Consider the following 15,183-nt stretch of genomic DNA (forward strand, 5'->3'; position numbering starts at 1 on the left):
GAATTCCTTTTGAGATTTCCCTTGATTGCTCAAGGGAAAATTATACTTTTTTATTATCCGGTTTAAGCCAGATATGTTATCAATTTTATCGGTTAAATCTTGCAACCACCACCGGCACAATCATCATCTTGCGCCTGAGCAACATCGCCATTTTGGCCGTCACTCGCACCATCACGGGTGTTGTGATAATAGAGAGTTTTAACGCCAAATTTATAGGCAGTAAGCAGGTCTTTTAGTAACTGCTTCATTGGCACTTTGCCGCTCTCATAATCAGTTGGATCGTAATTGGTGTTAGATGAGATTGCTTGGTCTACAAACTTTTGCATGATGCCAACCAAATGAAGATAACCATCATTTGAAGGGATATCCCATAACAACTCGTATTGATCTTTCAGCGATAAGTACTCAGGAACGACCTGCTTTAGGATTCCATCTTTAGACGCCTTAACGGAAACAAAGCCACGCGGTGGTTCAATACCATTCGTTGCATTAGAAATTTGAGACGAGGTTTCTGAAGGCATTAATGCGGTTAGGGTTGAGTTTCTTAATCCGTGCGTTTTAATCTCTTCTCTTAATGTTTCCCAATCGTAGTGCAGAGGTTCGTCACAAATTAAATCCACATCTTTCTTGTAGGTATCAATTGGCAGTTCGCCTTGCGCGTATCTGGTCTCATTAAAGAGAGGACAGGCACCTTGCTCTTTCGCTAACGCAACTGATGCTTTCAGCAGGTAGTATTGAATAGCTTCAAATGTTTTGTGTGTTAGGCCATTAGCGCTGCCATCAGAATATTTCACACCATTTTTGGCTAAGTAATAAGCGTAGTTAATCACACCCACACCTAAGGTTCGGCGGTTCATTGTTGACTTATATGCAGCTGGAAGAGGGTAGTCTTGATAATCGAGCAATGCGTCTAAAGCGCGAACAACAAGCTCAGAAAGCTCTTCAAAATCATCCAGCGAGTCAATGGCGCCAAGGTTGAATGCAGAAAGCGTACATAAAGCGATTTCACCTTCATCATCTTCTACATTGTTTAATGGCTTAGTCGGTAAGGCAATCTCAAGACAAAGATTCGATTGACGAATAGGTGCGACAGCCGGATCAAACGGGCTATGAGTGTTGCAATGATCGACGTTTTGAATGTAAATACGACCAGTAGATGCGCGCTCTTGCATGAGAAGAGAGAACAGGTCAACAGCCTTAACGGTTTCACGCTTGATGGATGAGTCTGCTTCGTACTGAGTATAAAGGCGCTCAAACTCTTGCTGATCTTGGAAAAACGCATCGTACAAACCGGGAACATCTGATGGAGAGAATAAACTGATGTCTCCGCCCTTAATAAGACGAGAGTACATCGTCTTATTTAGCTGTACACCGTAATCCATATGACGAACACGGTTTTCTTCAACACCACGGTTATTTTTTAGCACCATTAGCGATTGAACTTCACCATGCCACATTGGGTAGAACACCGTGGCCGCGCCACCGCGTACTCCACCTTGTGAACAGCATTTCACTGCCGTTTGGAAGTATTTGTAAAATGGGATACATCCAGTATGAAATGCTTCACCACCGCGAATCTCAGATCCTAATGCACGAATACGACCGGCATTAATACCAATACCTGCGCGCTGAGAAACATAACGTACAATTGAGCTTGCCGTTGCATTGATAGAGTTCAAGCTGTCGTCACACTCAATAAGCACACATGAGCTAAACTGGCGAGTTGGCGTACGAACACCAGACATAATTGGTGTAGGAAGCGAGATCTTGAAAGTAGAAACCGCATCATAGAAGCGTTTTATGTAATCTAAACGGTTCTTCTTCGGATATTTTGCAAACAGACAAGCGGCAACCAAGATATATAAGAACTGAGCACTCTCGTAAATCTCTTTGGTGACACGGTTTTGAACAAAATACTTACCTTCAAGCTGCTTAACCGCTGCGTAAGAAAAATCCAAATCTCGCTTGTGGTCTATGATGTCATTCAATTTTACAAATTCATCATAGCTATAATCTTCTAGTAAATGCTTATCGTATTTTCCGGACTCTACAAGTTTAGAAACGTGATCATAAAGAGTAGGTGGCTCGTATTGTCCGTAAGCTTTCTTACGCAGATGGAAAACGGCTAATCTAGCGGCGAGATATTGATAATCTGGCGTCTCTTCTGAGATAAGGTCAGCCGCTGATTTGATAATAGTTTCGTGAATGTCTGAGGTGGTAATACCGTCATAAAATTGGATATGCGACTTAATTTCTACTTGAGATACTGAGACGTTTTCTAGCCCTTCAGCTGCCCAGGTAATAACGCGATGGATCTTTTCTAAATCTATATTTTCTTTACGTCCATTACGCTTAGAAACGGTGAGTTGTTGATTCATTATGGTTTAATTTCCTAAAAATACTGACTAACGTCCATTTTTTGTAGTTATTGTCAAAAATCAATAAGGACTCATGTGATCTGCTCCCCAACAGTGAAATCACTAAAACACTATATATAGGGATTATTTGTTTGAGCGAGTACAAGATAGTCTTACTCTGATCATTTTTCAATACACTAACATTAAGGAGATTAGCTGAGGATATGGACAAATTGAAAAACAGTTAGTAGCTGCTAACTGATGGAAATAGGCGAGAATTAGCGAGGAAAAATGTCAATTCGATCAAAACAAAAATAAAAATAAAATAAAAAATATTTTCCTTGATTTTAGCCGAAACTTCATCAGTGTGATCTTACTCAAAACCAATAGAAAGATCCGGCTATTAATTACATTATTGTGCGAGCTGTGTGTGCACAATATAGTTCACTTCTACATTGCTACCTAATCGGTAGTTATCAGTGAGCGGGTTGTAGTGAAGTCCAGTGATGCTCTTTTCGAAAAGGGCGGTTTGATCAACCATTTTAAGTAGTTCAGAAGGCTTAATGAACTTATCGTGATGATGAGTACCTTTAGGGACGATTTTGAGTAACTGTTCCGCGCCCACAATAGCAAACAGATAAGACTTAATGTTTCTATTCAAGGTTGAAAAGAAGACATGACCGCCAGGTTTAACCAATTTTTCACACGACTTTATGACAGACAGTGGGTCAGGAACATGCTCTAACATTTCCATACAAGTAACCACGTCGTAGCTGGCCGGGTGCTCGTTAGCATGGTCTTCAATGGTACTTTGAATGTATTGTAATGATGTCCCGGTTTCTAATGCATGCAGCCTAGCGACTTCTAACGGCTCTTTCCCCATGTCTAACCCTGTTACCTCGGCACCTTCTTTTGCCATACTCTCTGCGAGAATGCCGCCACCGCAACCCACATCGAGAACCTTTTTGCCAAAGAGTCCATTACAGCCGGTTAAAACATAGTTAAGTCGGAGTGGGTTGATTTGATGTAAAGGCTTAAATTCACCTTCCAAATCCCACCAACGAGATGCCATATCTTCAAATTTCTTTATTTCATCGGGATCTACATTTATTGATTGTTGCATATTATCTAACTAGCTGACTGCGAATCGTCGGATTATAACCATATTGTTGTGTGAGCTCAAAATTGTCGTTAGGACTCGCTCAAATAGCAGGATGGCAAAATGGAGCGCGTTTTGTGTCAATGACGACACGGCACAGACGCGGCTTTGTATAAAACACCGGCATAAAGCCACAAAAACATACGGGAAAGGTCAAAAGACCCTAGTTAGAGCTGAAAAGAGCAATTAGAGGCTGTTGACGACAAATTTAAATTGCGCTTATTCGGTGTATTGTTGGAGATAACCGTGTTGGAATGGTTAAAAACTAGCCTCTAATCAAATGTATAACTCCAAGTTGATGCTTTTTTGTACATCAGATTCTAAACCAATGTCACAACATTATAAAAGGTGAATGAAAGGGATGCCGTACCACAACAAACTGTGTTATATTTTCCCTCCTTGTACGTATCGAATATACGATCAAACTATAGAGGAATAATGGCTCTATGAGCGATCTAGCTAAAGAGATCACACCCGTCAATATTGAGGATGAGCTGAGAGGTTCATATTTAGACTACGCGATGTCAGTTATCGTAGGTCGTGCTCTTCCTGATGTGCGTGATGGCCTTAAACCAGTACACCGTCGTGTTTTATTTGCGATGAATGTTCTTGGTAATGATTGGAACAAATCATATAAAAAGTCTGCCCGTGTTGTCGGGGACGTAATTGGTAAGTATCACCCACATGGTGATAGTGCCGTATACGACACAATAGTACGTATGGCTCAGCCATTCTCACTGCGTTACATGTTAGTAGATGGCCAAGGTAACTTTGGTTCTATTGACGGTGACTCTGCTGCGGCAATGCGTTATACCGAAGTTCGTATGTCGAAGATTGCCCACGAACTGTTGGCAGATCTTGATAAAGAAACGGTGGACTATGTACCAAACTATGATGGTACAGAACAAATTCCAGCTGTTTTACCAACTAAAGTACCGAACTTATTGGTAAATGGCTCGTCTGGTATCGCGGTAGGTATGGCAACAAACATACCACCACATAACCTGACGGAAGTTATTGATGGCTGTCTTGCATTTATCGACAATGAAGACATTACTATTGATGAAATCATGGAACATATTCCTGGTCCTGATTTTCCTACTGCCGCAATGATCAGTGGTCGTAAAGGGATAGTAGACGCCTATAAAACAGGACGCGGAAAAGTTTACATGCGTTCTAAAGCGGATATTGAAACCGCTGCAAATGGTCGTGAAACCATTATTGTTACTGAGATTCCTTATCAAGTTAACAAAGCTCGCTTAATTGAGAAAATTGCTGAGCTGGTAAAAGATAAGAAAGTGGAAGGCATTAGTGCTCTTCGTGATGAATCTGATAAAGATGGTATGCGTATTGTTATCGAGTGTAAGCGTGACGCAGTAGGAGAGGTTGTTCTTAATAACCTTTACTCACTAACTCAGCTTCAAACGACATTCGGCATCAATATGGTTGCTCTAGATAATGGTCAACCTAAACTGTTCAACATCAAAGAGATGCTGAAGTGTTTTGTTGATCACCGTCGTGAAGTGGTTACTCGTCGTACTATCTATGAGCTACGTAAAGCTCGGGATCGCGCACACATTCTTGAAGGCTTAGCTCTGGCTCTAGCGAATATTGACGAAATCATTGAAATGATTCGTCGTGCTCCAACACCAGCAGAAGCGAAAGCTGGCTTAGTTTCACGTGGTTGGGACCTTGGTAATGTTGCAGCAATGCTCGAGAGAGCAGGTACAGATGCCGCTCGTCCAGATTGGTTAGCAGAAGAGTTTGGTATTCGTGATGGTCAGTATTTCTTAACTGAGCAACAAGCCCAAGCTATTTTAGACTTGCGTCTACAAAAACTGACGGGTCTTGAGCACGAGAAAATTCTTGATGAATACAAAGAGCTTCTCGATGTTATTGCTGAATTAATGCATATTCTTGCTAGCACTGAACGTTTGATGGAAGTTATTTGTGAAGAGCTTGTCGCAGTACGTGATGGCTTTGGTGACGAACGTCGCACAGAAATAACGGCCGCTGTCCATGATATGGATATGGAAGAGCTTATCGCGCAAGAAGATGTTGTGGTTACGCTGTCACATGAAGGTTATGTGAAGTACCAACTTCTTAATGACTATGAAGCACAACGTCGTGGTGGTAAAGGTAAGAGCGCCACTAAGATGAAAGATGAAGATTATATTGAGCGTCTGCTTGTCGCAAATACTCATGATAATATTCTCTGCTTCTCAACTCGTGGTAAGACATATAGCTTGAAGGTGTTCCAGTTACCTCAAGCAACACGTACTGCTCGTGGTAAGCCAATTGTAAATATTCTTCCATTGGAAGAAGGTGAACGTATTACGGCGATTCTCCCAGTCTCTGAGTACTCTAAAGATAAGTATATCTTTATGGCGACAGGTGATGGAACGGTTAAGAAGACCTCTCTTGATCAGTTTGCTAAAGTTCGTTCAAACGGTCTTATTGCAGTTAATCTACGCGATGACGATTCGCTTATTGGTGTTGATATCACTGATGGTGAAAGTGACATTATGCTGTTCTCTAAAACCGGTAAAGTTGTTCGCTTTAAAGAAGAACTAGTACGTGCAATGGGACGTACAGCATCTGGTGTTAGAGGTATGAAACTTGCTGATGGCGATCAGGTTGTTTCTCTAATCGTTCCTTCAAACGAAGGTGATGTACTGACTGTGACTGAAAATGGTTATGGTAAACGTACGGTATTAGAAGAATATCCAACCAAAGGTCGTGCAACCCAAGGCGTTGTATCTATTAAAGTTTCAGAGAGAAACGGCCCAGTAGTTGGCGCAGTTCAAGTTGAAGACGGCGATGAGTTCATGATGATCACAGACGCAGGAACATTAGTACGTACTCGTGTTGCTGAAGTAAGTCAGGTAGGTCGTAATACTCAAGGCGTTACATTGATTCGAACGTCAGAAGATGAGAACGTGGTTGCTCTACAGCGCATTGATGAAATTGATGAAGCTGAAATAGAAGAAGGTGAACTACTTGAAACTGAAGAGGCTTCTAACTTAGAAGAAAATTCAGTAGAACAAGATAATGGTTCAGATGATTCTAGTGATACTGAAGCGTAACTTTAGTTAATATCTTGATGTAAGCCGGGCAATTAGCCCGGTTTTTTTTTGCTTTAAATGTTAAAATTAGACATCTCGAATTGGCAAGTTTGACATGACAAAATGTATCCTATTATTCTCTCTGCACTAGCAGTAATTGTTATTTGCTCTCTTTATCTTTATAAGCATAATTTTAGTCAATACTCTGCGGCCGTTTTTAAGGTTCCGCTGCTGGTGTCACTATGCCTATCATTAACGGCATTCTCTATTTGGTATCTTGTTATTGAACCAAGTAAGCCAGAGGTTGTTCTTTCTGCATCTAAAAAAGCGCAAGGAAAAACCATTGATGCAGTATTGCTAGAGATTGAAGAGAAGTTAAAACAAGATAGAAACAATGCCGATCTCTGGTTTCAGTTAGGACAAGGCTATTTTGCGGATGGGAGATTTGAATCGGCTTCTACCTGCTTCAGTTATGTGCTGCGCCTTACTGATGAGCCATCATCTACCGTTTTTGCTGCCAAAGCCACGGCAGACTATTACATTAATTCGCAAAGGATTACTGATGGGGTACAGCGCCTAATTGATGAGGCGTTATCGAGAGACCCGCTTAATGACACCGCTTTGATGTTAATAGCTAATGATTATTTCTTAAGTTTTGAATATCAAAAAGCGATTGATATCTGGCAGCAAGTGCTTGATTCCGATCGTCCTAATATAGACAGAGTTACTTTGATAAACTCGATCAATAAAACTCGTGAAATGATGAACTAACGTTAAAGTCATATTTGTACACTGTGCTTTTCTAACAATACTTATCCCATATCTTATTACTCATCGCTTATGATGGCGGTGAGTAAAGCACCTCGCTAATCTTCTATTGGTTCTCGCCGCAAATTAACAGCCGCTGTAAAACACGGTAGTGATATCTATCGACTTCTAATAAGTAACGACTTTCAATGGGGTACTATCTTATCCGTTGTTAATAAAGTACCACTAAAGTGTCTCCTTTGGTCTGGCATCAATAGTTCTACTTTGGCGTTGGATAAGGTTGAGAGTGGGCGTTATTGGGGTAGTTGACTCTTTTGTAGTGAATGATGATGCTACTGGTGCGTACGGAGCGACTTTCACTAGAGGTTGATTTGCATAAGACAGCAATAAGCGCAGATATGATTTATGGCTTGGCCTTATGCCGTTTAGCAGAGAGGAGTAATAGGCAATAAAAAAGCCAGCAATATGCTAGCTTTTTAAAATAGAGGTAACGGGGTAGGCCCGTTACCTTATCTACTTAGTTTAGTACTTGTATTGAGCTTCGCGAGCGTCAGCTTTCTTATCCCACTCAGGAGCAAGAGTTTTAAGGAACTCTTGTTTCTCAGCGTTCATCTTATCCATATCCATACCAATCGCTTTTTGAGCGGCTGCTTTAGTTGAGATATCAGGGATTTGAATTGGATCAGTAATGCCTTTCTTCGCTAGAAGACGAACAAGCTTAGTACGAGCGTCAGCTGCTTTGTCTACTGCAGTACCTAGAATTTCTAGAGCAACTTCTGGAGCATGCATATGTACACCGTGAGATGCGATAGCATAGTCCCAGCGCCATTGTGCGTGACGAATATCCATTAGGATAGGTTTCATCTCTTCTTCAGTTGCACCAGCTTTCCAAGCTGCACCAGCTTCGAAGTGAGCGGCTACGATTTGTTTTTCAGCCGTTAGCTTCATGTTAGTAACTTGAGCTTTACGAGTTGAAACAACATCTTCGAAGTACTCTTTTTCTTGTGTATGACATTGCGCACAAGTGTTGTCGAAGCTATCTAGTGGGTTACCTACTTTGTGGTCTGTGTATACAGTGCCGTCATCTTTTTCAACTTTAGGCATGTGACAGTCAGCACAAACTACGCCGTTCTTACCATGGATACCAAGTTTCCATGTTTCGAAGCCTGGGTGCTGTGCTTTAAGCATAGGCGCTTTAGACACTTTGTGAGTCCAGTCTTTGAAGTTTAGAGCATCGTAATATGCTTCCATGTCACCTACGTTAGTACCTTGATCCCAAGGGAACTTAACGCTCTTGTTAGGACCTGTGAAGTAGTACTCAACGTGACACTGAGCACAAACAGTAGCTTGTTTTTCAGTATCATCTTGCTCAGCAAAAGGCATACCGATAGCTTCAAATGCACGTTCCACGTATGGACGAGTGATCATTAGCTCAGGCTCACCGTTTTTAAACGCTTCGCTTTTTGTGTTGTGACAGTCTGAACAGCCAATAGAGTTAACGACTTCATGACCTAGACGAGCCCATTTACCCGCGAAATAACCGTCTTCACCTTCGTTTTCAATTAAACGCGCAACGTCAGGGCTTTTACAGCTCCAACATGCCATTGGCATAGGACCTGTTTTTTCGTCTTTAGGTGCGCCTGTTCTTAGTGTATTACGTAAGTCATCGATCGCATAAAAGTGACCGCGAGCCTTGTTGTAGTCTTTTGCAAAGCCGTATCCAGCCCACATGATGACCATATTAGGATCACCGGCTAGTGCGTCTTCAATTTCACTGCTTTCAGAAGTTGCTTTCCAAGATTGATATTGATCTGCATGTGAAGCTTCGAACTGCTCATTACGTGGATCACCGATCTTGCCTTCAGCAGCACCAACACTAGCTGCACTAAAAATTAAGCTAGCAGCGATGGCTGTTATAGAACTTGTTATCCAGTGCTTACTCATGGTGTTGCCTCCATGTTTGTTGTTTTTTCATTATTTACTCCGTTTACTTTTTTTATACCTAGCGTTGTGGACTGGTATCCAAAATAAGACTTTGGAGATACCGTTATATTCTAGCTGAAAAATAATAAGTTTTATTAAACAAAAAATATAAATTGTTTCAGATCAATTTATCGAGGTGATCCAAAGCACAAATTAATTTATATACCCCTAAAGGGTTAATAGTTAATTATCTAATGCAGATGTGTAGTTAATATATTCACTATTTTCAACTACTACTTTAGTAGTACTTAGCTGTAAGATTAAGGCTTCATATTCAAAAGGTTAGAATATTACCTTAAATAAAATAAGGTGAAATAGCTCACTCTTTTCGAACGTTAGTTAAGCATTAATTGAAGAACTAATTATAATACTTGCAATAGCGTTGTGGCTGTTTCTAAATAAGAGTTATTATCATTTGGGGTTATATTTAACTTCATAAACTTTTATATTTGTTCGAAAGTTTATTTTATTTAACTTTCGGAATTAGGATAGGTAAACATGGGCAATAGTAGATTGACCATAGCCATAATGTTGAAGTCTCTTCTTATATTATGTCTTTATGGTTTTTCCGTTAATTACGCAGTCGCTGCGGATGGGGCGGCCACCTCAAAAGCTGAAACTGCTACGAAAACAGTTTCAAAAGTCAAAAAAACAACCCGTAAGAAACGAGACCCTGATGCTAAATGTCTTCAGTGTCATACCTCTTCACGTGTTACGCAACATCAGACTCACGGCGATGCAGCAACCGAAGTACTGGGTAAACCTGTCACATGTGCAAACTGCCACAATAAGATCGGTTCTACGCACCGTAAGAATTCAAAAAAAGTAACCAAATACGCTTCTGCGCAATCTCAAGCTGGAACAAACAAAACTCTGCTTAGTCAAGAGGATGTTTTCAAAGCGAATAAAGAGTGTGTGGAGTGTCATGACGCGACCTCTTTACAGCAAGCAAGCTGGACTCACGATGTTCATGCGCTGAATTTAACCTGTTCAAATTGTCATGATGTTCATATTGCAACGAAGAAAAGCAAACGCATGAAGACCAAGGCGAGAATTAAGAAGAAGAACGATACTGGTGTGAACGTACTAGAGTTTGAAAGTCATAAAGACATCATTGGTATGTGCGTTGATTGTCACGCTGATTTTAACCAGCTTAAAGACAAGCAGGAGGATCAGTAATGAGCTGTTCAAGACGAAATTTTTTAACCGGTGCGGGTGCCGTTATATTTACCACCGGTGTTGCTGGTACGTCAGCATTAAGCGGTAAGTCTCTTGCTTATAGTATGGAAGATGGCAAAAAGCGATACGGCATGGTTTATGACGAAAATGCTTGTATCGGTTGTACTGCTTGTGAAGATGCCTGTCGCGAAGTAAACAATGTTCCAGAAGGCGTAGCAAGACTTAAGATTGAACGTAGTGAACCGAAAGGCGAGTATCCTAACGTTGATTACAGCTTTAATCGTGTTTCTTGTCAGCACTGTGAAAACGCGCCATGTGTAATGGTTTGTCCAACAGGTGCGGCCTATAAAGATGAAGAAACTGGAATCATCGATGTTCATAATGACAAGTGCGTCGGTTGTGGTTATTGCTTAGCCGCGTGTCCATATCAAGTTCGTTTCTTTAATCCTGAAACTAAATCTGCAGATAAATGTAACTTCTGTCGTGATACTAATTTGGCACAAGGCAAACTGCCTGCGTGTGTCGAGTCGTGTCCTACCAAAGCGCTAACATTTGGTGACCTTAATGATCCAGAGTCGCAAATTAATGCGGTATTGAAAGACAAGATAGTATATCGAGACAAGGTACAGCTAGGGACAAAACCTAAGCTATACAAAGTTCCACATGAGAAAGGGGAGATTTAGAAATGGAAGTTGCGTTTAATTTCGATTCCCTTGTATGGGACTGGATTATAGCTATTTATCTGTTTTTGGCGGGTATGTCCGCAGGCTCGGTAATGATTTCAATATACTTGAAGAGAAAAGTTATTGAAGGTGATCCGGCTAAAAACGGTATTTTAAAAGCCACAGCATGGTTAGCGCCATTTGGCATTATTTCTGGTTTGACGATTTTGGTTTTCCACTTAACAAAACCTCTGATGTTTTGGAAAATCATGATTTACTACAATACCAGTTCCGTTATGTCCATGGGGGTGATGTTATTTAACATCTATATGGCCGTGCTGTTTGCATGGATTGCGATTATTTTCAAAGATACCATTATGAAATATATGCCTAAGCAGCTTTCATTTGTTGGTGATCTTATTGATAAAATCGCTAAGGTAGAGAATGCGTTAGAGTTATTCCTTGGCTTTCTTGCCATTGTATTGGCGGCCTATACTGGATTCTTACTGTCAGCGCTTAAAACCTATCCAATGCTGAATAACCCTGTATTACCAATACTGTTCTTATTCTCTAGTTTATCCTCTGGTGCGGCTGCGTGTATGTTGTTTGGTATTCTTGGATTTAAAGAATCACCTCATAGCGCAAGTGTTAAGTGGGTGCATAGTTTTGAGCGTCCCGTTGTGATGTTTGAACTGTTTGTCATGGTTACCTTCTTTACTGGGCTTATATTTGCAGGTGGACGAGGCGAAGTGGCGGCGTGGAATGCTATTGGTAGTGGTTTTTGGGCGTCATGGTTTTGGTGGGGCGTGATACTGTTTGGTATGCTTGTTCCATTAGCGCTAAACGCATTTTGTCCAAAAGAGGTGCGTCACAAATCTGTGTTTATCCTGCTTGTTACCACACTTAGTTTAGCTGGGGTATTGATGCTTCGTACCTTTATTCTATATGCTGGTCAAATGACAGTCGTTTAGGAATGAAAAGGCTTTACCCTGTTAGGGTAAAGCCTTCTTAATATAAAATATGTATTCAGAAATTGGTCAGTTCTCTCTTCTATTAGTCGCTATAGCCTCCATCTTTTCTATCCTCACTGCAGCATTTGGTCTGTATTCAGGACGAAAAGAGTGCTATCCACTGCAACTTGCTCTCGTGCATGCCAGTCTACTGTTTTCTCTCATTTCCATCATCACTTTAGCTTTTGCTTTCTACTTTGATGATTTTGCGATTCAATATGTTTCTGCGCATTCCAATAGCGCATTACCCAACTTTTTTAAGATTGCTGCAGTGTGGGGAGGACATGAAGGGTCATTGCTGTTTTGGGTTATCACTCTTGCATTCTGGAACTCTGCTATTGCGTTACTAAATACAAAAGTAGCGCAAAGTTATCTCACTAAAGTACTGATCATTAGCGCCTCTTTAGTGGCTATTTTTGCTGTATTTACCTTGTTTGCTTCCAATCCTTTTGAGTTAAATGCGGTTCTTCCGGATGAAGGGCGAGACCTCAATCCGATGCTGCAAGATATCGCACTGATCTTCCATCCACCCTTGCTATACATGGGCTATATTGGATTTGCCTCAAGTTTTGCTTTAGCTCTGGCGGCATTGTGGCAGAAAGAGATTCCAACCTACTGGTTTGAAGTGAGCCGTAAATATACCTTGTTTGCATGGGTGTTTTTAACCGCCGGAATTCTTTTAGGTGCATGGTGGGCTTATTACGAGTTGGGCTGGGGCGGATGGTGGTTCTGGGATCCTGTTGAGAATGCTTCTTTGCTTCCTTGGTTAACGGCGACAGCTTTAGTTCACAGTCTTGTCGTGAGCAGTAATAGCCGACGATTGATTGGCTGGACACTCGGCCTGTCGTTCATTACTTTTTCTCTTAGCTTATTAGGTACCTTTGTTGTTCGTTCTGGTATTTTGACCTCAGTGCATGCCTTTGCTGTGGATCCAACCCGAGGGGTTGTCTTAATACTTATTCTCCTCGGCTTGATTTTAGCTGGATTTGGCTCGCAGATTTATCGAGCAAACGACATTCAGTCAAAGCCTATTAAAAGCTTTACCACACAGCCGTTTCTGTTTTTGTTGGTCAATGGTTTGTTTACCATTGCGATGATAACGGTACTGCTGGGTACTTTTTACCCAATGGTATTCCAGATATTAAATCTTGGAAAAATCTCCGTAGGAGCACCATATTTCAATTCTTTATTTGCTCCGTTGACATTCATTGCTTTGCTATTAATGAGTGCTGCCCCGATTGTATTAAGCAGTAAAAACAATAAGCCACGAGTGTTGGTTGTGCAGTTTTTGCTGGCGTGTTTTATTGGTTTCATTCTGTATCGCCTGCAATATCAGCAGCTAGAGATGATGGTATTGGCGACATGGATTTTAGCGAGTAATGTCATGTTATCCATGATTTATCAGTTCGCTACCTCTCCATCAACACGAGTTCGACTTAAGTTATTGCCTATGTGGCTTGCTCACTTAGGCATTGTTATGGCATCAATAGGGGCGAGTATGAACGCGTACCACTCTATTGAAAATAGTGACCGCATGACGGTTGGAACGAAAACAGAACTTGGTCGATTTGCTATTACCTTTGAACAGCAAGAACTGTTTGTTGGGCCAAATTATACCTCTGAGAAAGTCGTGCTAACAACCAGTAGTGGTGATCACGTTATCCCTGAGAGACGACACTATCAAGTCAGAGTAATGAACATGACAGAGCCGGGGATTAAGAGCTATTGGCATGGGGATTTATACATTACTCTGGGAGAGAAACTGTATGATGGTTCATTCGCGGTGAGGATTCAGTACAAAGCGTATGTTCAGTGGATCTGGTTTGGTGGTATGGTGATGATTCTAGGCGGAATTGCCGCTTTTGTATCTCGGTTTAGATATATAGACAATGTAGAGAAAGTAAATGCGCATAATTAAACTGGTTTTATTTGCCTCATTATCGTTGGCCATTTTTGTGGTATTAACCTATGCACTAAATGATGACTCATCGAGCAACAATACTGCGATGCTAAATGAGCCAATACCAGCATTTAACTTACAGTCATTGAGTAGCGATAATCCGGTTACCGAAAAAGAGTTAATCAGTGATGGTTACAAACTGCTTAATGTTTGGGCATCGTGGTGCGGTATTTGTAAACTGGAGCACTCTTTTCTTTTACAGCTAAATCGCCAAGGTGTTGCTATTTATGGGCTTAACTATCGCGATAATAAAAAAGATGCTCGCAAAGTACTGGTGTTAGATGGCAACCCTTATAAAAACGTGATTTTTGATCCAGAGGGTAAATTAGCACTGGATCTAGGTGTGATAGGAACACCAGAAACATTTGTTATCGACTCTAATGGCAAGATAGTTCATAGGATTAGTGGTGTCATCGATCAAGCTGTTTGGGATAACAGTATTGCTGCGTATTTTGAGAGGTAATATGTATCGTTTATTAAGAGCTACCTTTATCGCTATGCTAACTGTTACGGCTTCATTGGCGTGGTCTGCACAGAATAATAACCAAACGGTTTTCTACGATGACAATAAAGACGTCGCTATTAAAGTCGAACTATTTGAATTTGATAACGACGCACAAAGACAAAATGCCATTGAGTTGGCAAAGTCCCTTCGATGTCCTCAATGTCAAAATCAAAATTTGGTTGAGTCTAACTCTCCTGTTGCCAAAGACTTACGTCTTCATGTTTATCAGATGATTAAAGAAGGAAAGTCGAATCAAGAAATTGTCGACTATATGACTCGTCGTTTTGGTGATTTTGTACTGTATCAGCCAAGTGTCAATAATCGTACCTATCTACTATGGTTTTTGCCTCTGCTGCTCTTGCTTATCGGGGGCGTACTTGCCATCCGAGCGGTGAAAAAATAGTTTTTTTACCCTTGGTTCTCAATCGAGAATATACTCAAGTGACCTCAAGATGCAGGATTCAGAGCAACATCAACAAGTTCAGTTCAAGAAAGATAATTGAAGGAATGGCATTCCCTTTCAAGATTATCTGAC

11 protein-coding genes are annotated in these 15,183 nt (G+C 41.0%); 8 read left to right on the plus strand and 3 right to left on the minus strand.

Annotated features, from left to right (window positions below):
- Positions 1 to 92: 92 nt before the first annotated feature.
- Both nrdA and ubiG read right to left on the minus strand, forming a co-directional pair.
- A complete protein-coding gene (gene nrdA / locus F0227_RS17170; protein WP_171754471.1) occupies positions 93 to 2,378 on the minus strand; it encodes a class 1a ribonucleoside-diphosphate reductase subunit alpha in 2,286 nt (761 codons plus the stop codon).
- A 391-nt stretch (positions 2,379 to 2,769) separates the two neighbouring features.
- The gene (ubiG, locus tag F0227_RS17175; RefSeq protein WP_171754472.1) at positions 2,770 to 3,480 is read right to left on the minus strand and encodes a bifunctional 2-polyprenyl-6-hydroxyphenol methylase/3-demethylubiquinol 3-O-methyltransferase UbiG; all 711 of its coding nucleotides are present in this window, start codon (positions 3,478 to 3,480) and stop codon (positions 2,770 to 2,772) included.
- 482 nt (positions 3,481 to 3,962) lie between these two features.
- Here ubiG and gyrA point away from each other — a divergent pair, with 482 nt between their 5' ends.
- Positions 3,963 to 6,602, plus strand: a complete 2,640-nt coding sequence (gene gyrA, locus F0227_RS17180) for a DNA topoisomerase (ATP-hydrolyzing) subunit A (RefSeq protein WP_171754473.1) — start codon at positions 3,963 to 3,965, stop codon at positions 6,600 to 6,602.
- 102 nt (positions 6,603 to 6,704) lie between these two features.
- Positions 6,705 to 7,352 carry a hypothetical protein gene (locus F0227_RS17185; protein WP_253822127.1) on the plus strand — a complete coding sequence of 216 codons (648 nt, stop codon included), beginning with the start codon at positions 6,705 to 6,707 and terminating at the stop codon, positions 7,350 to 7,352.
- Positions 7,353 to 7,871: 519 nt separating this feature from the next.
- Here the strand turns inward: F0227_RS17185 and nrfA are convergent.
- A complete protein-coding gene (gene nrfA / locus F0227_RS17190) occupies positions 7,872 to 9,293 on the minus strand; it encodes an ammonia-forming nitrite reductase cytochrome c552 subunit (protein ID WP_171754474.1) in 1,422 nt (473 codons plus the stop codon).
- Positions 9,294 to 9,830: 537 nt separating this feature from the next.
- Here nrfA and F0227_RS17195 point away from each other — a divergent pair.
- The 6 genes from F0227_RS17195 to nrfF are packed head-to-tail and all read left to right on the plus strand — an operon-like array spanning position 9,831 to position 15,051.
- The gene (locus tag F0227_RS17195; RefSeq protein WP_171754475.1) at positions 9,831 to 10,511 is read left to right on the plus strand and encodes a cytochrome c3 family protein; all 681 of its coding nucleotides are present in this window, start codon (positions 9,831 to 9,833) and stop codon (positions 10,509 to 10,511) included.
- On the plus strand, positions 10,511 to 11,194 hold the full coding sequence (gene nrfC, locus F0227_RS17200) for a cytochrome c nitrite reductase Fe-S protein (protein ID WP_171754476.1): 684 nt from the start codon (positions 10,511 to 10,513) through the stop codon (positions 11,192 to 11,194). The genes F0227_RS17195 and nrfC overlap by 1 nt, the downstream gene beginning before the upstream one ends.
- 2 nt (positions 11,195 to 11,196) lie before the next feature.
- Complete coding sequence (nrfD, locus tag F0227_RS17205) at positions 11,197 to 12,144, plus strand: cytochrome c nitrite reductase subunit NrfD (protein ID WP_171754477.1); 948 nt, start codon at positions 11,197 to 11,199, stop codon at positions 12,142 to 12,144.
- 49 nt (positions 12,145 to 12,193) lie between these two features.
- On the plus strand, positions 12,194 to 14,101 hold the full coding sequence (locus tag F0227_RS17210; RefSeq protein ID WP_171754478.1) for a heme lyase CcmF/NrfE family subunit: 1,908 nt from the start codon (positions 12,194 to 12,196) through the stop codon (positions 14,099 to 14,101).
- On the plus strand, positions 14,088 to 14,606 hold the full coding sequence (locus F0227_RS17215) for a DsbE family thiol:disulfide interchange protein (protein WP_171754479.1): 519 nt from the start codon (positions 14,088 to 14,090) through the stop codon (positions 14,604 to 14,606). Before F0227_RS17210 ends, F0227_RS17215 begins: the two co-directional genes overlap by 14 nt.
- Position 14,607: 1 nt before the next feature.
- A complete protein-coding gene (gene nrfF / locus F0227_RS17220) occupies positions 14,608 to 15,051 on the plus strand; it encodes a heme lyase NrfEFG subunit NrfF (protein WP_171754480.1) in 444 nt (147 codons plus the stop codon).
- Positions 15,052 to 15,183: the final 132 nt, after the last annotated feature.

This window comes from Vibrio sp. 99-8-1 (assembly GCF_013114595.1).
Lineage (GTDB): Bacteria > Pseudomonadota > Gammaproteobacteria > Enterobacterales > Vibrionaceae > Vibrio.